At 49.3% G+C, this 24,447-nt stretch carries 23 protein-coding genes; 11 read left to right on the top strand and 12 right to left on the bottom strand.

Annotation, left to right across the window (positions count from 1 at the left end; translation table 11 throughout):
* Positions 1 to 198: 198 nt before the first annotated feature.
* A complete protein-coding gene (locus NG792_RS10355) occupies positions 199 to 1,092 on the bottom strand; it encodes an alpha/beta fold hydrolase (protein ID WP_261235385.1) in 894 nt (297 codons plus the stop codon).
* 107 nt (positions 1,093 to 1,199) lie between these two features.
* Positions 1,200 to 2,108 carry a Uma2 family endonuclease gene (locus NG792_RS10350; RefSeq protein ID WP_261235384.1) on the bottom strand — a complete coding sequence of 303 codons (909 nt, stop codon included), beginning with the start codon at positions 2,106 to 2,108 and terminating at the stop codon, positions 1,200 to 1,202.
* A gap of 77 nt (positions 2,109 to 2,185) precedes the next feature.
* Between NG792_RS10350 and NG792_RS10345 the strand changes: the two genes are divergently transcribed.
* Positions 2,186 to 2,398 (top strand): metal ABC transporter permease, encoded by a 213-nt coding sequence (locus NG792_RS10345; RefSeq protein ID WP_261198897.1) that lies wholly within the window; start codon positions 2,186 to 2,188, stop codon positions 2,396 to 2,398.
* 857 nt (positions 2,399 to 3,255) lie between these two features.
* Positions 3,256 to 5,664: a GAF domain-containing sensor histidine kinase gene (locus tag NG792_RS10335; protein WP_317619501.1), complete on the top strand. Its 2,409-nt coding sequence runs from the start codon at positions 3,256 to 3,258 to the stop codon at positions 5,662 to 5,664.
* A 153-nt stretch (positions 5,665 to 5,817) separates the two neighbouring features.
* Here the strand turns inward: NG792_RS10335 and NG792_RS10330 are convergent, their stop codons facing one another.
* From NG792_RS10330 to NG792_RS10305, 6 genes are all read right to left on the bottom strand, one after another.
* Positions 5,818 to 6,306: a hypothetical protein gene (locus NG792_RS10330; protein WP_261235383.1), complete on the bottom strand. Its 489-nt coding sequence runs from the start codon at positions 6,304 to 6,306 to the stop codon at positions 5,818 to 5,820.
* A gap of 376 nt (positions 6,307 to 6,682) precedes the next feature.
* Positions 6,683 to 7,474: a creatininase family protein gene (locus NG792_RS10325; protein WP_261235382.1), complete on the bottom strand. Its 792-nt coding sequence runs from the start codon at positions 7,472 to 7,474 to the stop codon at positions 6,683 to 6,685.
* Positions 7,475 to 7,738: 264 nt separating this feature from the next.
* Positions 7,739 to 7,903 (bottom strand): hypothetical protein, encoded by a 165-nt coding sequence (locus NG792_RS10320; protein WP_261198815.1) that lies wholly within the window; start codon positions 7,901 to 7,903, stop codon positions 7,739 to 7,741.
* A complete protein-coding gene (locus NG792_RS10315; protein WP_261235381.1) occupies positions 7,900 to 8,814 on the bottom strand; it encodes an alpha/beta fold hydrolase in 915 nt (304 codons plus the stop codon). The genes NG792_RS10320 and NG792_RS10315 overlap by 4 nt, the downstream gene beginning before the upstream one ends.
* A 229-nt stretch (positions 8,815 to 9,043) precedes the next feature.
* The gene (locus NG792_RS10310) at positions 9,044 to 9,406 is read right to left on the bottom strand and encodes a DUF1815 family protein (RefSeq protein WP_261198817.1); all 363 of its coding nucleotides are present in this window, start codon (positions 9,404 to 9,406) and stop codon (positions 9,044 to 9,046) included.
* Positions 9,407 to 9,899: 493 nt separating this feature from the next.
* Positions 9,900 to 10,112: a DUF2839 domain-containing protein gene (locus tag NG792_RS10305; RefSeq protein ID WP_261198818.1), complete on the bottom strand. Its 213-nt coding sequence runs from the start codon at positions 10,110 to 10,112 to the stop codon at positions 9,900 to 9,902.
* 964 nt (positions 10,113 to 11,076) lie between these two features.
* Between NG792_RS10305 and NG792_RS10300 the strand changes: the two genes are divergently transcribed.
* The gene (locus NG792_RS10300; protein ID WP_261235380.1) at positions 11,077 to 12,756 is read left to right on the top strand and encodes an MBL fold metallo-hydrolase; all 1,680 of its coding nucleotides are present in this window, start codon (positions 11,077 to 11,079) and stop codon (positions 12,754 to 12,756) included.
* Positions 12,757 to 13,063: 307 nt separating this feature from the next.
* On the opposite strand, the gene NG792_RS10295 is transcribed toward NG792_RS10300, so the two are convergent.
* The 3 genes from NG792_RS10295 to NG792_RS10285 all read right to left on the bottom strand — a co-directional run bounded on the left by NG792_RS10295 (position 13,064) and on the right by NG792_RS10285 (position 15,179).
* Positions 13,064 to 13,375, bottom strand: coding sequence for a DUF6679 family protein (locus NG792_RS10295; RefSeq protein WP_015149556.1), 312 nt, complete (start codon positions 13,373 to 13,375; stop codon positions 13,064 to 13,066).
* A gap of 679 nt (positions 13,376 to 14,054) precedes the next feature.
* Positions 14,055 to 14,921, bottom strand: coding sequence for a prephenate/arogenate dehydrogenase (locus NG792_RS10290; protein ID WP_261198820.1), 867 nt, complete (start codon positions 14,919 to 14,921; stop codon positions 14,055 to 14,057).
* 120 nt (positions 14,922 to 15,041) lie between these two features.
* The gene (locus NG792_RS10285; protein WP_261198821.1) at positions 15,042 to 15,179 is read right to left on the bottom strand and encodes a hypothetical protein; all 138 of its coding nucleotides are present in this window, start codon (positions 15,177 to 15,179) and stop codon (positions 15,042 to 15,044) included.
* Positions 15,180 to 15,370: 191 nt separating this feature from the next.
* On the opposite strand from NG792_RS10285, the gene NG792_RS10280 reads away from it, so the two are divergent.
* The 7 genes from NG792_RS10280 to NG792_RS10250 all read left to right on the top strand — a co-directional run bounded on the left by NG792_RS10280 (position 15,371) and on the right by NG792_RS10250 (position 23,371).
* Positions 15,371 to 15,640 (top strand): hypothetical protein, encoded by a 270-nt coding sequence (locus NG792_RS10280; protein WP_261235379.1) that lies wholly within the window; start codon positions 15,371 to 15,373, stop codon positions 15,638 to 15,640.
* A gap of 48 nt (positions 15,641 to 15,688) precedes the next feature.
* The gene (locus tag NG792_RS10275; protein ID WP_261198823.1) at positions 15,689 to 17,227 is read left to right on the top strand and encodes a pentapeptide repeat-containing protein; all 1,539 of its coding nucleotides are present in this window, start codon (positions 15,689 to 15,691) and stop codon (positions 17,225 to 17,227) included.
* Between the two features lie 157 nt (positions 17,228 to 17,384).
* On the top strand, positions 17,385 to 18,947 hold the full coding sequence (locus tag NG792_RS10270) for a pentapeptide repeat-containing protein (RefSeq protein WP_261198824.1): 1,563 nt from the start codon (positions 17,385 to 17,387) through the stop codon (positions 18,945 to 18,947).
* A 120-nt stretch (positions 18,948 to 19,067) separates the two neighbouring features.
* Entirely contained in the window at positions 19,068 to 19,655 is a 588-nt protein-coding gene (locus tag NG792_RS10265; protein ID WP_261235378.1) for a DUF1517 domain-containing protein, read from the top strand.
* Positions 19,656 to 19,797: 142 nt separating this feature from the next.
* Positions 19,798 to 20,643 (top strand): hypothetical protein, encoded by an 846-nt coding sequence (locus NG792_RS10260; RefSeq protein ID WP_261235377.1) that lies wholly within the window; start codon positions 19,798 to 19,800, stop codon positions 20,641 to 20,643.
* Between the two features lie 737 nt (positions 20,644 to 21,380).
* Positions 21,381 to 22,955 (top strand): ATP-dependent DNA helicase, encoded by a 1,575-nt coding sequence (locus NG792_RS10255; protein ID WP_261235376.1) that lies wholly within the window; start codon positions 21,381 to 21,383, stop codon positions 22,953 to 22,955.
* A gap of 182 nt (positions 22,956 to 23,137) precedes the next feature.
* The gene (locus tag NG792_RS10250; protein ID WP_261235375.1) at positions 23,138 to 23,371 is read left to right on the top strand and encodes a hypothetical protein; all 234 of its coding nucleotides are present in this window, start codon (positions 23,138 to 23,140) and stop codon (positions 23,369 to 23,371) included.
* Between the two features lie 114 nt (positions 23,372 to 23,485).
* Here NG792_RS10250 and NG792_RS10245 read toward each other — a convergent pair whose 3' ends face one another.
* Positions 23,486 to 23,716, bottom strand: coding sequence for a hypothetical protein (locus NG792_RS10245; RefSeq protein ID WP_261235374.1), 231 nt, complete (start codon positions 23,714 to 23,716; stop codon positions 23,486 to 23,488).
* 235 nt (positions 23,717 to 23,951) lie between these two features.
* On the opposite strand from NG792_RS10245, the gene NG792_RS10240 reads away from it, so the two are divergent.
* A complete protein-coding gene (locus NG792_RS10240) occupies positions 23,952 to 24,443 on the top strand; it encodes a GbsR/MarR family transcriptional regulator (RefSeq protein ID WP_261198829.1) in 492 nt (163 codons plus the stop codon).
* The last annotated feature ends 4 nt before the right edge of the window (positions 24,444 to 24,447 follow it).

Here is a 24,447-nt window from a genome sequence, read left to right as displayed (position 1 = left end):
TTACGCTCCAACTTTGACGAAATTCACCCGGTTACACAACACAGGGGTTGCTGAAGTTGGAATAACTCCACTTCATCGTCATCTTTTATACCACGGTTTTAATTCTGAAAAAAATTCTTGTAACAATATTTAACTTTATTGCGAGTTAAATAGACCCGACTCTATAATTGTGCCGGGTCCATCGCCAAAATCCACTGATTATAAAAAGTCGCCGATCGCCTCAACTACCGCCTCAGCATATTCTTCATGCATTCCCAGGGAACCCGCAACCCGCGCTGATTTCACCCCAGACAATTGGGCGACTGCCTCCATCACTGACAGGGAACCCGAGGGGGCCAAAGTGCCAATAATCACCTTTACCGGAACAGGTAAGGGTTGAAATTGGGCTAATACCGCCTCGCGATCGCCTGCCAGGTCCAGAGCCCCCGTGACAAAGGCAACCGGGGCAAATCGACCCCCCGGATGTTGGGTACTGTCACGCTTTTGAGCGATAAATTCCGTCGTCAACTTCGCCGGATCCACAAAAACGTGCTGCTTATACATAAATTCCAGAAACGCCGGATGAGTATTCAAATCGTAAAGAAACTCCCCCAGTCCCGGAGTTCGCACAGTTTCTCTCACAAAATCCCGAACAGGTTCCGGGACCCCCATAATGCGCAGGGGTCCCAGCCAAGTCGGAGCCACTAATACCACCTTAGAAACCCGTTGAGGGTGGGTTTTCCCCAATTTCATGGCGTATCCGGCCCCATGTCCTGCCGCCACAATGGTGACGGGTCGGGCAAAAATAGACCTCACAAAATCTGCCAGAAACTGATGGTAAAATTCCGGTCCATACTGTACCCCCGGGCGGTCCGAGTCTCCAAACCCGGGCCAATCCAATGCCACGACTTCAAAGCGATCGTACAACCGTTCCGCCATCCCCCGCATCTCATCGCGACTGGACACGGTACTGAAAGCGGGCAGTAATAACAGAGGCATCCCCTGCCCTCGGGTTTCATAGGCAACGGCGATCGCCTGGTTGTCATAGTTCCATAGATACTCTTGTACCGTCCCGCCAATCTTCGCTTCTTTGAAATCAGTTATATTCGTCATTTGTTGTTGCTCATTTGTTGGGGGTAATTCTATCTCAAATATAGAAAAAAGGGCAAGGTTTTTTAAAAAAAAATGCCCTCTCAATTGGCGGATGCCCTGATTAAATTTCAACTCATTTCTCTGACTTGCTCTACGGTCAAATTCAGGGCTTCAGCTACCTGTTCTGACGTTAACCCCATCCCTAATAAACGGGGGATAGCCTCTCGCTGCGATCGCTCAGCGCGATCGGCTCGTACTCGTTCAGATTCCGCTCGTACTCGTTCAGATTCCGCTCGTACTCGTTCAGATTCCGCTCGTACTCGTTCAGATTCCGCTCGGTGCTGCTCAACTTCGGCACGTTCGGCTCCAGTCAGTAAAAGATTTCCTTGCTCATCCCACCACCTTAACCAAAGTTGAGTTTGATTTTGGTAACTGCCTTGCCACAGTCCTAATTCTATACCTAATTGAGGGATGTGATAATGTCCTCGCTCATTCGGTTCTAATTTTTCATACAAGTACCCAGGCAGTAGATGGTAAACTTCCAAAACTCCGGTTTTTATTTCATAAATTCCATAGTAAGGAATTTTGATAATTTTTTCATACACCCAAAACTTACCGGGTTTTTCCCGGGGTGCATCTGCGCTGCGGTTGAGTGGGGTGCGATCGCGTTCTTCCTCCCCCGTCCCCGAGGCAAATTCGAGGGCAATTAACGGTGAGGCATATTCTCTCCACAACACATAGGAACGGCGAATTTCACCGTCTAAGTTCGGAGGAACATTAGGAACGTAAAACCAATCCGGTGCCTCTGCGCCTTTTTCGGGCGGTTCCGTTTCTCGCCAGTAAATGCCGCAATCTTGTCCGATCGCATATTGTCCATCGGGATGAATCCGTTCCAATACCGGACCAATCGAATCCGTAAGTAGAATGCTTTGAGGATGCTCCTGAAAATTTTTCACAAATGTACCATCCGACTCGGGTAACTGGGTATGGTCGGGAAAGGGAGGTGGCAAAACATCGGTTTCAATGCGCTGAGTCATAGATTCCCTCCAAGATTTGGCCTGATGTCCAGACTATCTTTTTAGTATAGCGCGCTCAATCTTTTTGAAGACAGGACATCAGTCCGAGTCGGACGGTTTATCTATGTGGAAAAGAGTTACATGAAATGCTCATAGGTGGCGCAGTGATTGGCTCTATTTCTTGTCGGTTGGGGATGTATGCCAGCTATCACGGGAATGTTGCTGATGGTCCGGCGATCGCCTTAGTGGTGGTGAGGTTATTTTTTGGGGCGTTTCTGTTTACCGTGAACCATTGGGCCATTTTATCTTAATTTATATAAGAAGAGAAGACCCGACCAGCCTCCTCCCGTCTTAACCAGTTTATCCTCACCCTATATCGCTTTTTGTGCCAAAATCCCGATTTTATTTACCTCAAAGCGCTTTCTCACCCAGAAATCTCCGTATCCTCTTCCCTCACCCTTTCCGTATTTATACGGTCTTTTTATAAAACAATCTCCGTAATTCGGCGGTTGGCACTTTTAAAAAAGATACGCTATTGTATAAACATAATCAGGGGTGGGTAGCCTGAACAAAATGGGGCGATCGAGAGATAAATTTTAAAAAAGAGAGGAGGTTTTCCAGAGTGAGCCAGTTAAAAAGTTAACTCTCAAGTTAGAACCGGAAAAGCCTGCGATCGCAGGTCCAGAAAAAACCTAAAAAATCCCCAGAAGCACTTTAGGGAGACTAGCGGTAGACCAACCCATTACATAAACATCTCTACCTTATGGTAGATGCTAATATTGAATGAGGGTTTAACCAATTCAGAAGGATTGAGTGACTTCCGGACCTGTTGGTATTCCATCCAAACAATCCATAAAGAGTCGGGGATCCCTGATTTCCGATAAAATAGAGCGGGTGCATTGCCAGTAGCTTCCTCAAAGAAATGCCTAGAGTTCGGATAGGGTGGGACTCGAAAGCGGAATGTTTTTATTCTCCGCAGAACTGAAAGCCAGGTAGAACGCCGCGCATTAGGAGCCGCGAAAAATTAACGGCTTCCTCAAGGGCAGGGAAAAGCGAGATTAGAAAAAAGATTTTCCTTCAGAGTGTGAAATAAATTCCTAGGGAATCAGATCCATACAATAATAAGAGTCCAATCTTTTATAAAATTAGATAGCTAGAGGGAACTCGGATGAAAGGAAGCACTCAACTTTTTAAAATTAATCTCAGGCGGCTTCTGCTAAAGTCAGAAGTTAGGGAGATTTTGGTCCCACTCTTGAGGGCGGTTCAGTGTCAAGGCTGCACGATATGGGATGCAGAAGGAGAGATCCCCTTAGGCACCCAAACCCAGGAAGAAGCAGAAAGCTATCCTATTGAGCTTTCTGGAGAAGTCTTGGGTTGGGTCCGAGGAGGGGAGGGAGCAAAATCTCTGGGGAAGTTACTGACTTATTTGGCGAAAAAAGAGCAAGAGAAAAAGCAACTGGCTCATGAGGCGTTAGATAAATATCGAGAAATTACCCTGCTGTACAATATTTCTCAAAAATTAACCGCCTGTTTGGATATTAAGGAAGTGGCTAAAGTGGTGCTGGATGAAGCCCAGAGGCTGATGAAGTCCAGTAGGGGAGCAATCAGATTACTCAATCCGAGTACCGGAGAGCTTGAAACGTTAGCCCAGTTTGGACAAGGGGGAGAGGAACCCGTTAATCTTAAGGTGGGAGAGGGAATTGTCGGGCAAGTGATTGCCTCGGGAATGGGAGAAATTGTTAACGAAGTTAGTAGCGACCCGAGGAAAGCTGCGGATGAAATCCGGGTAAAATCCCTGATGGCGGTTCCTTTGAAGACGAATGATCGCGCTATTGGGGCGATTTCGGTCAGTACCGTGGAAGCGCATAGTTATGAGGCGGGGGATTTGAAATTGTTAACCATGCTCGCCTCTCAAGCTGCCTCAGCCCTAGAAAATGCCCTCCTGCATGAATCGAAGTTAGAAGAAAGTCGCCGGGAGGCATTGTTGTTTCGGTTAGCCACTCAGATTCGGTACTCTCTAGATTTGGATACGATTTTAGAGACGGCAGTGAGCGAGATCCGCAGTCTTCTGGATATCGATCGCTGCTTTTTTATGTGGTATCGTCCCCATGCTGCACTTCCAGCTTGGGAAGTGGTGAAAGAAGCCCGCAGCGAGAGATGTGCGAGTTTGTTGGGGTACTATTGTGCTGACGAAATTGGTTCTTTTGGGGAACAGTTGATTGGCCGAGAAACGGTCCGAGTTGATCAGGTGGAGAATATTAGAGATTTTCAAATGCGCGAGTTTTGTGGGCAGGGAGGATTGAATTCGATTGTGGCTTTACCGATCCAGACGCGATCGGGGGAAATCGGAGCGATCGCCGCCGGGAGTTGTGGGATCACCAGACCTTGGAGCGATCGCGAGGTGGAATTGTTGGAGGCGGTGGCGAATCAACTGGCGATCGGGATCGAACACGCTGAAATGTATGAAACCAGTCAGACTGTTGCCCAAGAAGCTCAAGCCCAAGCCGAACAACTCCAACGCACCCTAGAAGAACTGCAATATACTCAAACCCAATTGATTCAAAGTGAAAAAATGTCCGGTTTAGGGCAGATGGTAGCCGGGATTGCCCATGAGGTGAATAACCCCGTTAACTTTATTCATGGTAATCTGGAATATGCCCACCAATATAGCGACGCTTTAGTCAGTCTGATTGATTTGTATCAGCAGCATTATCCTGAGCCTAACCCAGCAATTCTCGAACGAATGGAAGAGATCGAACTCGATTTTATCCGGTCAGATTTTCCCAGCTTGCTCTCTTCAATGTTGCTGGGAACCGAACGAATTCATGAAATTGTGCAGAGTCTGCGAAATTTTTCTCGACTGGATGAAGCGCAGATGAAACCTGTGGATATTCATGAAGGGATTGACAGTACCCTGTTGATTTTACAACATCGCTTAAAGTCTAGCTCCGGAGCATTTCCCATCGAAATTGTCAAAGAATATAATGAGTTGCCCCAGATAGAATGCTATGCCTCTTCCCTGAATCAAGTGTTTATGAATATCCTCAGCAATGCGATCGATGCGGTGGAAGAAGGGCCGGACAAAGTTGGGAAAATAGAGATTAGAACCGAACTCATCACGGGAGACTGGAAACGGGCGATCGCCCGCAGCAGCCTGGGAACGCCAAATCGGGAGCAAGTCAGGGATTTATCTGGTGGCGATCGCTACTCTGCTTTGAAATCCTGCGGCTGCATCACCCCCCAGCCTTCCGAAGTTTGTGCTGCGATACCGGGAACAATCCCCCGGACCTCCTTCGTGATGATTCGCATTCGTGATAATGGGTATGGAATTCCAGAACCCTTGCAAAAGCAACTATTTGACCCCTTCTTTACCACCAAACCTGTGGGGAAAGGGACTGGACTGGGATTGTCCATTAGTTACCAAATCGTAGTCGAAAAGCATGGGGGACAGCTACTCTGTTTCTCTCAACCCGGAGAAGGCACAGAATTCGCCATTATCATTCCCCTCAAACAACCCCTCGAAGTCCAGACTGAGGAAGTTTTAAACTGTTTGCCGAGTTGGGTACTCAGTTCATAGCGGTGTAGATTGGGGTTGAGGGGCTAAGTTTTCAGCAGTGTTGTTTGATGGAGGGACAAAAATTTCCCCTCTTCCCGCAGGGGTTCTGTTTGGGATCGCGTTTGTAAGGGTGTGAGGAGTTCGGGCGATCGCAATCCTTTCAGAAACCGTTGCTTATTTGAGGGTTTTAGCAGTGCGAGTGGGGAGAAAATCACTGGGCTGGGCGCGAAGATTTTGATAGAGTTGGAGGACCTGCTGAGTATAGTCACCAAACTCACCGCGATCGTACAAGTTCCCATCACCGGATACCCACCAAGCCGCAGCACGACGCACGGCGATTTCTTCATCGTTGCCACTGCGCGGATACTCCGCCCGCAATACGTCCTCCATCACGCAGACTAAAATATTTTGCGCCTTCATCCGATCCGAATTAAATTGTTCCGGGGTTAATTCCTCCCCAATACAAAGCGTTGACCACCTTCTAATATTTGCCGGTTTGATATTCCAGGCACTCTCAAGTCCATCATCTCTCCCCGATGCATTGGAGGTGACCAAACGCAGTGCTTCCACCAATGCCACTACTTGGGACTCGGAAATTTGTCCCCATACTGGAAATGCCCATAATACAAAGCTGGCTAACAGTCCACCCAGCAAAATCCGCATAATTCTCCTCTAAAAGTCCGCCCATTGATTTTGACTTATACTGGGCCAACTGTCCATCTTTATTGGAAAAATTATAAGAAGGGAACAATAGAAAAAATTTTTTGTCTCTAACTGTTTCATCCGCTGCAATCTGACCCGTGTCAAATCACCCCTTAGCCGTTCTGTGCAATATCACTTTTTGTTCAAATTTAGACTTGTTTGAACTTTACTTAATCCATCTGCGGGACACCCATAAAAAGGCCACGAACGTCGTTATGGACCGATTGAGGATTTCAGTTACCCAATCCCTCTAAATTTTAGAGAGTTTAAAAAAAAGTGAGGTGGAGAGGTCAACAGGTTCACTTATCCTTCACTTTTTCCCTGAATGAAGCCCTCATCAAGGGCGAAATTCATATACCTCTTGAATCACTTCTACCCAACCTTGGGCTAAGGATTCCCAAATGCGATCGCCCTTCTCTTTTGTCGCCGCCCTCCCATCCCCTACCACCCCACTCTTACTAATTTGATGGGTTAACCAGGCAAAGGTTAATGGCCCTTTTGTTCCTAATAAACTCCCTTCCGGACGTTCCGGGGGATATTCCTCCACAGCCTTTTCCATCTTCACCCAGTCCGGTAAAACTGCTAACATTAAGCTCGTTTCTGCATCCCCCGCGTGCATTCCCAACCTCCGCTCTTTTTCAGAAATAAGCGCTTTACTCTCATTGGGAACTCGCCAAGTAAACAGCGGAAAAACCATCAAATCGGGATACTTTACCGTTAAATCCTGAGCCGCAATTTCCACCACTTGCGGTTGACCGCCATGAGAATTCATGAAAACTAATTTTCTAAATCCCGCCCGATAAAGACTCTCCCCAATTTCCATTAAGGTCGATAAAAGGGTCTGAATACTCAAACTAATCGTCCCCGGAAAATTGCCATGCTCATTAGATTTTCCATAATATAACGGCGGCAAAGCATAGGCTGGAATTTCAGGACTCAATTGTTCCAAAGCTTTTCCTAAAACCGCCATACTAATTGCACTATCCACAATCACAGGCAAATGAGGACCATGTTGTTCGATCGCCCCCAAAGGTTGAATCACCACAACATTCCCTTTATCCGGCATCGCCGCAATATCCGTCCAACTCAGATAGGCAAAAAAACGCTCGGGAGGGATGAAACTGTGCATGAGGGATGGAGGAGGTGGGGGAGATGGGGGAGGTGGGGGAGATAGGGGAGGTGGGGGAGATGGGGGAGGTGGGGGAGATAGGGGAGATAGGGGAGGTGGGGGAGATGGGGGAGATAGGGGAGGTGGGGGAGATGGGGGAGGTGGGGGAGGTGGGGGAGATAGGGGAGGTGGGGGAGATAGGGGAGATGGGGGAGGTGGGGGAGATAGGGGAGATAGGGGAGATAGGGGAGGTGGGGGAGATGTTCGTAGTAATGACTTCAGTCGTTATCCACCATCCTCCCCATCTTCCCCATCTTCCCCATCCTCCCCATCTTCCCCATCCTCCCCATCCTCCCCATCCTCCCCATCCTCCCCATCCTCCCCATCCTCCCCATCCTCCCCATCCTCCCCATCTTCCCCATCCTCCCCATCTTCCCCATCCTCCATCATTCTTTGATCTTCCCAATCAAGCGCCCTCGATGGGATGTGGCGCGCAAGAAGGAGAGCAATTCTCGATTCACGAGATGGGGGACTTCCTGCTGGATCCAGTGACCACAGTGGGGAACCAATTTGAGTTGAAACGGCGCTTTAATTAAGCGATCGAATCCATCGGTTAACTTATTGCTCAAAAACGAATCTTCTTCCCCCCACAATACCAAGGTGGGTGCGGTGACATAATGGGGCGATCGCCCCAAATTTTGAACCCAATTGAAAGGAGACATCAGTTGGCGATAATAATTAATCGCCGAAGAGAGCACTCCCGGTTTTTCCAATGCTTCCTGATAAATCTTAGTCAGTTCCGAGGTAAAAGCCCCTTTACGGATCGCTTGTTCCTGGAACATCTTTTTGACAAAATCTTTTAAATTCTGCTGAATCAACCACTCCGGGACTCCTGGAACCTGAAATGCCAGGACATACCAACTGCGGCGGAGTTGATCCACATTGCTTCCCATTGCCTGTAACCACTGTTGGGGGTGGGGTGCATTCAAAATTGCCAAGCGATCGAGACAATTGGGAAAGCGTTCGGCGAGGTGCCAGGCGATCGCGCCTCCCCAATCATGACCCACGATATGAGCCTTGACATATCCTAAACTCTCAATTAAACCTTTGATATCTGCACTTAACGTATCCAGATCGTAGCCGCTGTCTGGCTTATCCGAATCGTTATAGCCGCGCAGATCCGGGACGACTACCTTAAAATAGCGAGAAAGCGCCGGGATTTGATAGCGCCAGGAATACCAAAATTCGGGAAATCCGTGCAAGAGGAGAACGAGTTCCCCTTCTCCTTGGGACACGCAGTGCAAGCGGATCCGGTTTGTTTCAATATAATGATGTTCCCAATTAGCTTCTAGGGCAGTCATATTTTTTTTGCAAGCTGGCTGTGTGGATCGCGAAACGCCAATTGAAGCCAGATAAACCCCAGGAGCGCTCGTTACCGTGGCGTTTGTCGTTCCGTTCTTTCAGCCTAACATTTTTCAGCCCCAAAAAAATTAGCCCGCTCTCTTATCGTAAACCCGATGTTCTCCTGATCGACCACCAGGAGATTGAGATATCGGGTTCCCTTCAAGGGCGAGCCTCAGACCCGTGTTGCTACACGAGTTGCTCATTGACGTCTTCCACTGCCAGATCGGGCTGGTCGGGAATAGCTTTCATCTGACATTTGACCAGGTTGGCGAGTTCCTGAAGCTGGGCGATCGCTTCTGCGCCCTCTAATTTCATTAATTCGCGATCGTCGCGCATTTCTGTCCAGGTAATCCCATAATCCGACACCAAAAATCGAATCAAGTGATCTTCTCCTAGGCTCACCATAAAGGAGGCGCTATTCATTTGGCCCCCGCAGGTATAGCAAGATGCCAGGTAACCCCGACGCTCTAGCACGATCGCTAGGGCTTGCAGGTTCATGACGAGATCCTTGACAAATTGTCGGTGCTGTTCGGCGAGTCTGATAAACACTTACTTTCTCCTATCACCACACCACATTTTAGAACTTTTTAATGTTTTTTTTAGATTTGACCTCCTCCTGGAGCCGATATAATATCTAGGGCTTACTCTGTCCAATGGTAATCCAATTGTAAACGCCAAGGGAAGGGATGCCACTAACTTAACGTGATTCATCCTTGAAAGGAGGTATCCGTTACGACACTTGAGAGTCAGATAGGTCATAGATTCAGGAGAATTCTGGGGGTTTCCGGAGTGCAGTTACTAGCCCGGATTAACCCAGAATTCCCTACAACCTATGGAGGGTGGCTTACCTACGACGATCGCCCATAAGAATAGGAAATTCTTATCAGAGTGATTAGAAAATTGTTTCAGAGATTGTCAATCCTCGGATTGTCTAAGCGGGGTAAGGACCCCGTTAGCCTCGATACCCGTGGGCATCGCGGGATGCAACTCCCTACTGAGATTCAGCGTTACATCGCCCCTAAATTAGGTTGAAAAGGCCAATTTAGTTCACTTCCCACCAACCAATTGCAGGGCCAATGAAGCGAACGGTTAACCAAGCCACAATCAAAAAACCAATGCCTAGCCAACTTCCTTGGACGGTCCACTTCACAAACTGTTCTGATTGACTTTTAGTAATCGGCAACCAAGGCACGATTCTGGGTTCTTTGCCATACATATCTCCCAGCGTTGACTTGCGACGTTTTGCTTCACCCATAGTAAAGAAAGTAGAAATGCTAGAATTTCAATTGAGCTAACGGATCCAGTGGGAAATCCCCCTCCCTCATGCAAAGCATCCAGGTTAGGCCGATAATTTCATTCCCCATTGCCATCGAAAGGAACCGGCCCGTTGCGAGTCTTTATGCCGAGGACCATGAGGGTCTGACAGCAACCCTCTGAATATTAACTTGATTTAATAGCCAGTTGCTCACTTTTGTTGCCAAACTTTACTTATTCTTTCAGTTTCACTAGCCTGGGCCTTCCCGATAGAGAAGAGATCAATCGGACCACAAACCCGGTTCTGTCCTTAAGAAAGTGGCTTTATTCACAGAGATTTGGTCAAGCAACCCCGTGTTTCATCTCTACTGTAGCGATGCTCTAGGATAGGATTTCTTGACAAAGCCCTGACCAATTTACGTCAAAGGGAGCGATCGCCCCACGGTTGCCCCATCTGTCCAGGAAAACCTGATGGAGAGACCCCATTGCCAAAGGAGGAGAGCAAAAAAGGATTTGAGGATGATCCCCTTCCTTGGTAGCATCAAATCTAAGTCATCGGATTTGGTCAGTGGATTAATATCCAGAAATTCAATCGGTTCTAGGAGGCGATTCACCTGAGTAACAGATCTATCTCGACAGAAAAGAATTCAGCCTTATCCCGTAGCCTGGTGTGTAAAGCACTTGCCTCATCTGGGTTTTCGATTATGAGAATTTATCCTAAGCTCGAACCCGGACAGGGCTGGAAACAAGATGCTGTAAAGTTGCTAGGTCCCGAAGGACTGTTCGGCAAAACGGACCCGCGCGATCGCCTTGATCCGTCCAACCCGAGAAAGGTCCCAGGGATTCCGGTCTCCCCCGAGTGGAACAGCAACCCCTTGAGACAGAGGACCTGGGGTAGAATCATAACCCCTTCATCCGCTATCATTCCAGACTTGAGTCGCGATGTTCAGGTATGCTCAGCGTAAATGGATCAGCTTGAATGTTTACCCTACAGTGTCGGTCATGGTGATGAGGGAGTATCCCTACAGGTGCGGATGGGACCCTATCGCATCCTCCTGGACTGTGGCATCAGAGATATCTCGCCATTGCAAGCGGGTTTAGAGAACAAGGGCAGTGGCCCTGGCTCCTTACCGGCAGATTTAGTGCTGGTGTCTCATGCTCATGCCGATCATGCCCGGGGTTTATGGTCCCTACATCAAGCCTTCCCACAATTACCGATTTATGCCAGCGAAGTCACCACAGAACTACTCCCCCTGAACTGGCCCGAGGGAGAGCGCGATCGCTTAAGATTTTGTCAAGCTTTACCCTGGCGCACTCCGGTCGAATTTCTGGACGGATTGACCGCTGAATTATTTCCGGCAGGACATTTACCCGGGGCAGCGGCTATTTTACTGAGCTATACCCCCACCCCATCGGGGCGATCGCCACAACCGCCCCGACCCTATACGCTGCTTTATACGGGAGATTTTTTCCTCTCCAATTCCCGCTTAGTGGAAGGATTGCCCCTAGATGAACTGCGGGGATTAGATCCAGACGTGCTGATTGTCGAAGGCAGTTATGGGACCTCGCGATTTCCCCATCGCCGATCGCAGGAAAACCAACTCGCTGAACGCATCGAAAGGGCGATCGCTCAGGGTCAATCCGTCCTACTTCCCACCCCCACCGTGGGTTTAGGTCAAGAAATCCTGATGCTGCTGCGGAGTCATCACCAATTCACCGGGCGAGATCTGGATATTTGGGTCGAGGGAAGCGTTGCCGATGCTTGTGATATTTATTTAGAGCTCCTCCCACAACTTCCCGCCTCAGTGCAAAACTTTGCCCGCCATCAACCCCTATTTTGGGATGAACGGATCCGTCCGAGGGTACGTCGCTTATCCTCCGAACACCGTTCCGAACTGTATAAGAGTCCTTGTGTCCTCCTGACGGAATTAAGCAGCAACCTCACCGCGTTTGATGTAGGCGATCGCCAACCCTGGTTGATTTTGCTTCCCGAATATCCGGGACAACCTCAGCGCTATGCCCCTGAGTCCTTATTTGCCCATCTCCCCGAGTCCCGCTTTACCGTAGAAACCTATCTACTCGCTCAACATTGTGACGGCAATAGCACCACCCAATTAATTCATAACTTACATCCCCAGCACGTTGTCTTCATCCACGGTTCCCCCGCCTATCTAGCGGACTTGACCAACTTGGATGAACTCCGCAACCGTTATCACTTACATACTCCCGAAGCAGGGAGTCTCGTAGAACTGCCCATCGGCGAGACAATCTTGCAACCGGCGACCCCGGCTGAAATTTATCCAGGAGAACTCACGGAACATCAAGGCAGCGTCACCCTTTCCCTGTCCCAAACTTTAGCCTTGGATCCCCGTTGGCAGAAGTTTTCAGATACCGGCTTAATCGAAGCGCGTTGGCAGGGGGAGGAATTAGTGGTGCGTGGGCTCTCTCAACGAGAATTGCTCTCCCAAGGGAGTGCTGCCCGAGTCCATGCGAATATAGAATGTTGCGGAAACTGTCGCTATTATCGAGGACAGCGGTGTTGGAATCAGATTTCCCCTTTATTTGGGTTTAAGGTGACTCCCGATGGCTATTGTCCAGCGTTTGAAGCGGCGATGGTTCCACCTGTCTCGCCGCCCGATTCATAAGCCCTAGCCGAAGCAAGTAAACAGCGGAGGTAGGGTGAGGCATTAGGTCCAAAATCATAGCCTTGAATACCACTTTGGAATTCAAGGCTATAGTTAACAATTTGTTGTTCTAAGGGTTTTTAGCGATCGCCTCGGTCCGGCGGAGGGGGAGGGGAGAAGAAACCCGGTTTCCTACCCGTTAAGGGGTATGACCTCAATAGATGGTTGATAGGGTTGTAGAGAAACCCGGTTTATTGTACTGCTGAACATCAGCGATCGCCTGGTGACTTGGAACCGTTAGGATTCAAGGCAAAACCGACTGTTGAGATTATTCTTGATTCAAGTCGGGAGAGCGTTTAGGAATTTGTTCGGCTTCGGGACAGTCATCTGATACCAAAGGCTCCACATTACCTCGCGAAACGCAGGCAATTTTTTGGCTAACGGCACCGATGCTTTCCAGGCGAAACATCTCTTCCCAGGAAGAGAGTTCATCTTCTTCATCGGTTTCATAGCGGATGGTGACTAAATCTCCTTCGATGTCCAGAATGCGAACACCGTCAATCCAACGTTGCTGATCCCGCAAGAAAATACTGACTTCACGACCATCGCAACAGAATTGATAAATCTTGCGGTGTAGCATAGGTGGCTTCTCCTGAGCAAATAATTTTTCAATTGCTAAATCGTATTTCTCACCAAAGCGAGAAGGCCCCGGCGATCGCACCAGTTCCCCAAAGTGAGGGTGGGACCGGGATGGGGTTGATGATTGTTTCCATAATGCATGGCTTGAGTTGAACTGTTCCACCTCGGGGTTGATGACTACCGATTTAATTTGACAGTGTAGCTTGAAAACCCGTCAATATTGCTCGCAATGTACCAATCCAAATTAAATGTCGCCCTCGCCGAGGGAGGATATCGTAGCGAGAAATGGACAAAAGCTCGGATTCTGAAACAGGGGGCGAACAAAAGTTAGGTGGGAAAGGGGATTTTAACTAAGGATTGAAGGATCGTCCGACGGGTTTTAGGGGATGGTCTGGTTGCCGTCTGTGCCCATCCTATTGCGATCGCCCGGGTTAGGAACTCGATCCAGTTAGGCTGGGTGGGCCTCAAACCTGGCCCGTTCGGGTCAGTTCGAGGGACTGACTTGGGTAACTGACCCCTAGCTCGGTGCCTGGACGCTTTAATCAACTCGAATAATCAGGTAGCTTCTTTTTCCTATTGTACTTATTTTCAGTCATTCTGAGACGACTCCCTCAAAGAAAGAACCGGGAATTTCTACTGCACTCGGGTCCTTAACGGTCTAGGTTTGAACCTGAGTCTAGTTAGGGCGAATGCTTCTGGCTGTCTGGGGTTCCCACAAAGAAGGGGCGATGTTTTTGGGTCTGTTCTAGGGCCGGGGTCAAAGCATTCCAGTCTTCTGCCTCGATCGCCCCGATGAACTGGTCCAGTTGCTCTCGATAGGCATAAAGCGATCGCAACACTTCCCCCCGGTTGTACTGCGCCATCATCACCCCTAACTCGGGATTGCCCCCACCGACTCGGCTGGTATCTCGAAAGCCACTACTGGCAAGCTGTTGCGCTAACTTCAGGCGATTACCCGCAGGTTCCCTCATACAGGCGGATATCAAACTTGCCGAAACGAACACCGGCAAATGAGAAATCCAAGCGACAGCGCAATCATGGTCTTCCGGGCTGCATTGGTAGACCTGGGACCCCAGGGAACGAGCCAACTCGGTCACCGTTTCTACGGCTACAGCGGGGGTGTGCTCCGTGGGAGTAATCACATAAGGACGTCCGATAAATAAATCCCGCACTGCTGCATCCAGTCCGCTTTCTGCTGTCCCCGCCATTGGGTGCGCCGGGACAAAGTTCCGCCATAAGGGAGTAACCGCTTTGACTACCGGCATTTTCACGGAACCTACATCCGTTATGATAGCGGTAGGGTTGAGATGGGGAACAAGTCGTTCTACTGTCCATGCGATCGCCGCGATCGGCGTGCATATAAATACCACTTCGGCGTTTGCCATCAGGGTCATCTCTACATCTGCCTCATCTACGATTTGGCGCGTTACAGCTTCCTGGCAAGTTTGGAGGCGACGGGACACCCCTAAAATGTGGTGACCTCGCGATCGCAAATCCAAAGCTAAGGAACCTCCAATTAAACCCAGACCAACAATTCCAACGTTCATCGGCTCTCTTAATACCTAATTCCGACTTATTATGACCCTACTTGGCTCCTTCAGAATCCCATCGCCATTCCCCAGACCCGAGGGGACCCAAATTGGTCCAGTCCGTCAGGAGGGAAACTCCTAAAAGTCATCGGAGTTGCAACTCGGCGATCGCCTTGCCCCTACCGGGGAATCATCCAACCATTGCCAGTTTAAAATACCCTCCCCCAGCGCCTCAGTACAGTAGAGGAAAGACAACCGGGTTTCTTGACAATCCACTGCTAATCAGCAACAAATCTGCTCCAAAAACCGAGGACCAGTCTTCTTTAATTGAATACTATACCGACGCCCTGGGGATGAGTTGTGCCACTTTTGCCGATTCTGTACCGAGCAATTCCTACTTGGGTTTGGAAGGGTCGCTAGTCTAATCTTTTCCTACTTCAACAGTTAGTGGGAGGACCCGATAACCTGTGGGGGTTAAAATAGTCGATCGCCTCGGGAGCAATTGGGAAGATAGAGGCTCAGAAAATGTTAGAGTGAGTCGATCTCCCGGTGTTTTCGTGGGAGTTACAGCGCTTGGTGCGTTTGGTGACTTTGTTATGGCGATCGCCCGACCGTTGCAATTGTATGGAACAATGCCTCCCGTGGTTTTCAACCCAGGGAACTCTTCCCAACTACTCAGCAGCAGTACCACAAGCGGGGACTTTCCTCTCGCGATCGCTCTTCCGCTAGGATGGTAATGCAAGCGTGCTATCACCGTAAAGTCCCGCTGTTCTCAGGGTGCCCCGATGGAAGCTGAAGAACTAATCAAAAAATATGTAGCAGGTGCCAGAGACTTTCCTGGGATTATGCTGACTGAAGTCAATCTCAGTCAAGTCAATCTCAGTGAAGTGAACCTAAGTGGGTCCAACCTGAGTATTGCAAATCTTAGCGGTGCTGACCTCACTGGAGCCAATCTCAGTCATGCCAAGCTCAATGTTGCCAAACTCAACAGCGCTCACCTGAGTGGAGCGAATCTCAATGGTGCTGACCTCAATGTTGCCAACTTAGTTCGGGCAGATCTACGCGGAACCCTGTTAATTCAAGCCTCCTTGATCCGCGCCGAACTCATGCGTGCCGAACTCAGTGGTGCCAACCTCACCCAAGCGGACCTCAATGGTGCCAACCTCCGCGAAGCTAAACTCCGACAAGCCTATCTAGTCAGCGCTAATGTCAGTGAAGCGGACATGAGAGGAGCCTCTTTAATGGGGGCTAATCTGGAACAGGCCAATTTAAGAGAGACGAACCTCAGCGGTGCCGACCTCAGTGGAGCCAACCTCAGAAATTGTGAGTTGCGCCAAGCGGATCTGTCTCATGCCAAACTCATGGGAGTGGACCTTTCTGGGGCGAATTTGCGGTGGGCGGATTTAAGTGAGGCGAACTTGCGAGGCGCGGACCTCAGTGGAGCCAAATTGAGTGGCGCTAACCTCCGAGGTGCGGACTTGAGTCATGCTAATTTATTGGATGCGAGTTTAGTGTACGCGGATTTGACCTACGCCAATATGATCCAAGTGGACTGGACCGGCGCTGATATTTCCGGTGCCACCTTAACCGGAGCCAAACTATATGGCGTGTCTCGGTTTGGTTTGAAAACGGAAGGGATTATCTGCGAATGGCTGGATCTGAGTCCCAGTGGCGATCGCACTCAAGTCTACCGCTTTACCCCAGAAACCTCGGAAACCTTTTTTCATCAAACTCTACCCACCGTTGAGTTACTGATTGACGCCGCCCTCGACCAAGATGCTCATTTAGCCTTAGCCTTGGCCTACCATCAAATTGCCCATCGCTATCCCGACTTAATCGAACCCCCCAATATTGAAGTCAGTTCCAGGCGCACAAAACTCAGCTTTAAAATTGGTAATGACCTGTTATTGTTCTCTACAGCTTATGTGGCGATTCTCCCCTTTAAAGATGCCGGGGTAACCCAAGAGAATCTGGAGCATTTAGTTGATATGATTGAATCGGAAGAAATTTCTAGTTTACTCAATAATGCCCGAGAAAAGGTCAAGGAAATTAAGAACTCCCAGACTTTTTCTCGAATTGTTCAACGAGGAAAGTTCTTTCAATCTCCGACGCAAACGGTGTTGACTAATTCCGGCGATCGCACCTTAGATGTCCATCACAATCCCAATTTTGGGAAACGGCTAGTTAATATCGCCCTCGGCAATAATGGAGTGCCTGTTGGACCCGTTGTTTCTAGTCCAAATTTTTCTCTACCCCCCGTCAACTTGCTGGTTAATTTTATCAAAGGCTTGCACTTTTCCTCCAATGCCATATCCCAGAAATAAAACCTCTTCTCAATGACGAACACTATTCTGACCCTATTCTGACTGTCTCTGTTCTCTCCCCTCTTTCCTCTTTTTTGTTTCCCCAATTTTGGCCTCTAGGCTACCCTGACCGTTTACCCCACTAACCCATCAGCAACTTTTCACAGGAATCCCATATATGCAAGCCGAGGATATTATCAAAAAATATGCAGCAGGAGAAAGAGACTTTTCTGGGATGGATCTGACCGAGATCAACCTCAGTCGAGCCAATCTCAGTGGCGCAAACTTCAGTAACGCCACCCTCAGTATTGCGAATCTCAGTGGAGCCAATCTCAGTGAGGCGGACCTCACCGGCGCAAAACTCAATGTGGCTCGCATGAGTGGGGCCAATCTCAGTAAGGCCAAGCTCAATGGAGCCATCCTCAATGTGGCGAACCTGGTCCGTGCCAACCTCAGCGGCGCGGAGTTGATTCAAGCGGCTTTGATTCGCGCCGAATTAGTCCGCGCTGAACTCAGTCGAGCCAACTTAAGCGAGGCTAACCTCAGCGGAGCCGATTTACGAGAGGCTAAACTCCGACAAGTGAACTTAAGCGGTTCTAACTTAAGTGAATCTGATATGCGAGGCACGAACCTGACCGGCTCGAATTTGGAACGGGCAACATTAAGCGGGACGGACCTGAGCCGGTCCGAACTCAGTGGAGCGGACCTGACAGAAGCAGAACTCCGTCACGCCAACCTGAGTCGGGTCAATCTCAGTGGGGCAAATCTTAGTGGAGCCAATCTCCGGTGGGCCGATTTAAGTGGAGCCAATCTGCGATGGGTGGACTTAAGTGAGGCAAAACTCAGCGGAGCCAACTTGCTTGGAGGGGACTTAAGTAACGCCAATCTGATTAATTCCAGTTTCGTCCATGCGGATTTGACCCAATCTAATTTAATCCGGGTGGAGTGGGTGGGGGCCGATCTCAGTGGCGCAACCCTAACCGGCGCCAAACTCTACGGCGTTTCCCGCTACAACCTCAAAACTGAAGGGATTACTTGCGAGTGGGTTGACTTGAGTCCTCATGGCGATCGCACTCAAATCTACCGCTTTTCCACCGAAGAAGCTAAAAAATTTTTTAATCAAACCCCCCCAACGGTCCGAATTATTATCGATGCTCCCTTAACTCATGATGCCAATCAAACCTTAGCTCAGGTTTACCATCAAATTGCCAGTCAAGCGGAAATGATGCCTCATCCTCCCAGTATTAATGTAGGCTACCGCCGCACCGAATTGGTTTTTAAAATTGATAGCGATCGCGATATTTTTCCTACCGCTTACATTGCCATTATCCCCTTTAAAAATGCTCTAGCCACTCAGAAGAATATCATCACCTTAATGAAAATGCTGCAAGCTTACGCCATTAACAGTCACAGCATGGAGGCGATTAAACAAATTAAACAACTGAGCACCGCCCTAAGTCAAACCATTCATGGCGTTAATGAACTTCAAATCCCTCCGGTAACCCTCACCCCCAGCGACAACTACAACTTTTTTGAAAGCCCTACTCAAGTATTGCTGACCAATTCCAGTGACCAAAGTCTGCAAGTTTACTACGATGGCAGTTTTGGCAAACGTACCATCGGGCCATCGGGTTCGGTCAAAACCGCCACAGGAACCACGATGAAAGCCACCAAGTTTGCCTTACCCAGCATTAATAACCTAGTGGAGTTTATTGACGGATTTTACTATCTCGATAGTTAAGCGCTCTGTTTTTTTAGTAAAATAGAACGGGTATATAATTTTTAAGAAAAACTCGACTCCCTCTAGGGGGGTCGGGTTTTTAAACATTACTGTTCTGAGTTTATTCCCCAATCAAGACTTATGCACGATCGCTTTAAAAAAATGATGGGCCGTTCCCGGTTTGTTGTCTCCCGTATCTTTCTCCATCTAGCCGGGAATGACGTGGCCCCCCTGCTCGGTGTTCTCAACCAAGGGATCCGACCCGTACTCGATAGCGATGGAGACATGGAAACCCTCGGGGAGGCCCTGGTGGAAATCACCGAAAGTCTCTTGCGGTACGATGACTATTGGAGATCTGCCGCTAATGAAGGGGATGTGGTCTGGGACGAAGGGGAAGCTGGAGACTATTGGACGGAGCTATTTACCGACTCTGCTGCTCGATATGGCAGTGAAGTCCGGTTAGCTGATTCCAAAGAGGAACCCCTATCCCTGCCTGTGACTCGCAATGTAGTGGTCATGATCACCTTAGCGGCAGAGGGAGAAGTCCCGGAACTGGAAACCGACCTCTCTAACGTGGAAGCCTTACAGGCAGGTTTGAAAGCAGCGATCGCCCTGCATTACCAAGAGCGACTGCGCGGCATTCAAATCCACTTTTCACCGGCAGCGATCGGGGAAGAACTCACCGAAGACCAAGTTCTTGAGTATTTTCCGGAACTCATTCCCCTGTAAAACCCCACCTGTCATCCAAAATAGTCTTCCCTTACAATCAAGAAAAGAGCAGCCGGACTGAGCAACTCGGTCCGGTGAATCTTGACTTGAATCAATTTGATGCAATACTTCCGCCATGTTCCGCAAACTAATCCCAGTCTTAATGGTATTCGTGCTCTGTTTGACCACCACCGCCTGTACTACCAATACAGGTTCCTCTTCCTCCAGCGCACCCAACCCTAGCGCATCCGTCACCCCAACTAAAATGGCTGACGGTCGCTATCCCGTCCAGCAGGCCAGTTATAATGATGCCAACGGGGAATATAGCCTGTTTTTGCTCAATGCTTCCCCCTCGGTTTATAACACCGATAATTTGCCGATGGCCAGTTTAACCCCGGAAGAAATCTCTGCCGGTCAAAAAAGTTACCTTCAGGTGGAGTCAGGTCAAGCTTCCCTGCATTTGACGGAAGATTTCAAAATTGAATATATGCACGCGGTGACTGAAACCCAAACCAACCCGCAAACGGGTCAAGCGGAAACCATCATCGTCCGTCAAGAATCCAGCTTTTGGACCCCCTTTGCCGGTGCGATCGCGGGACAAATGGTCGCAAACGCCTTATTTACTCCGCACTATTACGTTCCCCCCATCTATCAACCGGGAATCGTGATGACTGGGTATGGCGGGTATGGCAGCTCATATCAGCAAGCGGTCCAGCAATATACCAACCGCTACCAATCGCCACCAGCAGCGGTTAAAAATCGCCAGAACTCATTGCGGACAACGGGTCGGGTTCGGTCGAATCCCAGTAATGTCAATCGTCCCGCCTCGGGAACTACGAACTCTCGGCCTACTGGATCTGGTGTTGGTGGCACTAACCTCCGACGCCCTGCCTCCAACTCCTCCGGCAGTTCCACTCCCCGTCGTGGCAGTTTTGGCAGTGGTGGTTCTTCCTCTCCCACGCGATCGGCCCCCCGTCGCTCAGGCGGTGGCTCAAGACGCCGCCGTTAAATTTATCTATCTGTAGGGTGGGCAATGCCCACCCTACGATAGGGGAGATAGGGGAGGATGGGGGAGGTAGGGGAGACCGCCATCGAGATGGGGAAGCAGGGGAAGCATGGGAAGCAGGGGAAGCAGGGGAAGCAGAAATTCCCCCATCCTCCCCATCCTCCCTATCCTCCCCATCTCCCCCACCCTTACAAGGGTAGGTTGTTTACGGGGTAATTTTTCTCAAGTTTTGGGGCTTATTCCCCTCCTGTGGAGGGGTGCCCCGGAGGGGCGGGGTGGTCAATTCCAGCTAGTGAGCAGGTATTGATCTATGCTTCTTTACTCAAAAGTATCTGTCTGTTTCAAATCAAGACACCACCCCGTCCCTTCGGGACACCCCTCCACAGGAGGGGAATTCCACCCCGTCCCTTCGGGACACCCCTCCACAGGAGGGGAATTCCACCCCGTCTCTTCGGGACACCCCTCCACAGGAGGGGAATTCCACCCCGTCTCTTCGGGACACCCCTCCACAGGAGGGGAATAAGCCTGTATCCTCCGCCAGATAAAGCGATTGAACAGTGCAAAAATTAATTGGGCCGGGAGAATGACACAGCCCTACCAAGACACAGGGGAGGGGACCGGAAGTCCTCTTACTTTTAGGTAAATTACGATGAACGTAAAAAATATACCCTTGTAAGTCTCCCCCACCCTCCCCATCTCTCCCAGTTACATCTTTAATCTCGATCCGATATCCTCCTGTTGTGATTGAATTAGAAGTCCACCAACAACTTAGAGCATTCCTGCGATCGCAGGGTGAACCCTATTGGCCGCATCATTTGTCGATGGCGCGGTTGGTGGCCCGTGCTTTTCGGGTGGGTCGCAGTGCGCTAATTCAAACCGGCATCCCCTCGGTGGGTGCGCATGGAGGACATCGCCTCAGTTACTTAACCCCGGTACTGATTTGGCCCGGACCCGCGATTTTAGTCGCCCCAGAAGCGATTCAACAGCGATTACTGTTGGTGGAAATCCCCCAGATGCAGCAGTGGATCGAGACAAATAAAACCATTCGCACCGTCACCGATGGGGCTTCAGGCGGTTGGCGGTGGCCCGGTGCGGATTTTCAAGGATTGCTGATTATTTCCCCGAAATTGTGGTTGGAAGATGTCCTGGGCGATCGCACCAAAATTCCCCCAGGAATTCCCACCATTATTGATGGGGCCGATGACCTAGAAACTTGGGCCAGTGAACAACTCAGCATCACCCTGCAATCCTGGGATTGGAATCAACTCATGGTCTCCCGTCCCGATTGTGCTGCCATCATTCGCGATGCCAGGGTACAGCTAACCCGGGCCTTGTTCCAACATCCCGCAAATCCTTACCACTGTGTGTTGCTGGAGTCCGAGGAACAAGCAATTTTAACGGGTCTCTATGAGAGTCTGCAACAGCGCAACTGCACTCCCACAGTCCCGAGTAATCCGCCACCCCCATCCCCAGAACTGCCCGATCGCTGGATAGATTTTTGGCAGCAGTTTCACAGCGCCAATCGCCTCCTTTGGGCCTCCATTGACCGAAAATTGGGCCAATTTACCTTATCTACAACCCCGGTGGAAGTGGCATCGGCCCTAGGGCCCCTCTGGGACCAGCAGCCGGTGGTGTTGGTGGGTGGGGCATTAGATTTAGAAACCTCAGCGCCGATTTATCGCCAACAATTGGGATTGGGAGATGTCACCACCCTCAAATTCTCTCCCGATCGCCAAAATGAGATGATTCAACTCTATTTACCCGAGGGGATTCCCATGCCGAATACCCCTCAGTTTGAACCCGCATTATTAGAACAACTTAGAACCCTACTTTGTATCGCCGCCACCACTCCCGGACCGATTGTCATCCTAGTAGGAGATATGCCACTCAAACCCCGTTTAGGGACAATTCTGGCGGCAGAGTTTGGATCTCGGGTGCAGGTGGAAAAGACTCAAATCGATGAACAGAGTATTTTAATTACGGGTTGGGAATTTTGGCGAGAACATCAAGGTGCATTACCTCCACCCAAGTTGCTGGCGATCGCCACTTTGCCTATTCCTTCCCTAGAAAATCCTTTAGTTGCGGGTCGCGTTGCTCACTTTAAACGCGAACGGCAAGACTGGTTTAGACTGTATCTGTTACCGACAGCCCTGCGAGAACTCCAACGGGCGACTGCACCCGTTCGTCAACGGCAAGGCGTCGTCGCCCTCCTGGATAGTCGCGTCCTCTACCGCAGCTATGGCACTCAAGTCTTATCTGCCCTCAGTCCCCTCGCCCGAATTGACTATTTAGATGCTACTTCTTTTGTGAATTAGGGTCATTAGTCATTGGTCATTGGTCATTGGTCATTAAACTTGATATTACTTTTTCCAAATTTATGTTAGAATCTTCGCAAACAGGTTGAGTAAATTTGGAACTTTATCAATTCCCACTATAAGGGTGTAAGGGGTTGATAAAATTCATCAGTCTCTGGAGTTATTTTTTAAAAAATACGCCCATGAATGCTCATAAAGTCGCGATTACATTCAGTGAAGATGGTAAATTAGAATTAACAGGTTTGCCTTTCCATGCTGGAGATACGGTAGAAATTATTTTTTTAGAACAGCCGAAACAACAGGAATCCTCCCAAACTTCTTCCCCTGAATATCCGCTTCAGGGAAAACAACCTTACCGCTACGATGATCCATTTGAACCGGCTGTAACGGATGAAGATTGGGAGGTTTTGAAGTGATTATTCTGGATATTCAAATCTATATTAGTCATTTGTCATTTGTCATGGCTAAAAATTATACAAGGACGGGTTTTGCCTATTTCGGGGTCAGCACAATAAAGCCAAATTTGACCTCTAAGCATAGTCTTCGTATTCGTAAAAGTCCCCATGTTCACTATCAACGAATTCAGTTAGCTCACTTCCTTCTGCATAGAAAGGACGCATCAGTTCAACCGCCTCTTTTAAACTGAGTTGTTCGCCTTTTGCCATTTCTTCTCGCATCAGGCCCAATGTAAACTCAATTATCCTGATCCGTTCTGTGTTCGGCATCTGTTTAATCGCTTCTAAAATTTGCGGTTCTATCATCGGTAGGGGACTCCTAAACTGTAGAAAATTGAGCCGTTATTAGAAATTTTATCAAGTTTTTCTGACCCCTCCCTGATGAGATTAGGGGGAATTCGGGAATGGCCCCTACATGAGGGGTTGTATCTGCACCCCCTTCCCTCTAGGCTGCTTCGTGAACTTTTCATTTCGTTCAGTCTTTACTAAACAGTCAAAACTTTGCTACAATTGTGAATAAAGCAATTTATCTGGGGCAGGTATGTCCAGAGTAGATAAAGAGGCGCAACAGTTTGAACTGAGGCGCTTTGTGGAAGAAGTGGGGCTGTTGTTTGAACTGAGCGGAATGCCGAGGATGGCAGGGCGAATTCTCGGGTGGTTGTTGATTGCAGACCCGCCGCATCAATCCTTGAGTCAACTGGCGGAAGCGTTACAGGCTTCTAAAGGGTCGATTAGTACCATGTCTCGGTTGTTGATTCAAGCGGGGATTGTCGATCGCATCAGTTTACCCGGCGATCGCCGAGATTATTTTTGTATCAAATTGGATGCTTGGACCGAATTAATTAAACAAAAAACCGCCCAAATTAAAGCGGTTCGGGCGCTTGCTGAACGGGGACTGGGGTTACTGGAAGGAGAACCAGACGAACGTCGGCAACGACTGGAGGAAATGCGAAATTTTCACGCTTTTTTTGAGGGAGAACTGCCTCGGTTAGTCCAACGCTGGGAACGGGAACGAGAGGTGAAGCAGCCTTAACCGT

The organism is Laspinema olomoucense D3b (assembly GCF_025370785.1).
Classification (GTDB): Bacteria; Cyanobacteriota; Cyanobacteriia; order Cyanobacteriales; family Laspinemataceae; genus Laspinema; species Laspinema olomoucense.
This window is presented reverse-complemented; position numbering and strand designations above follow the sequence as displayed.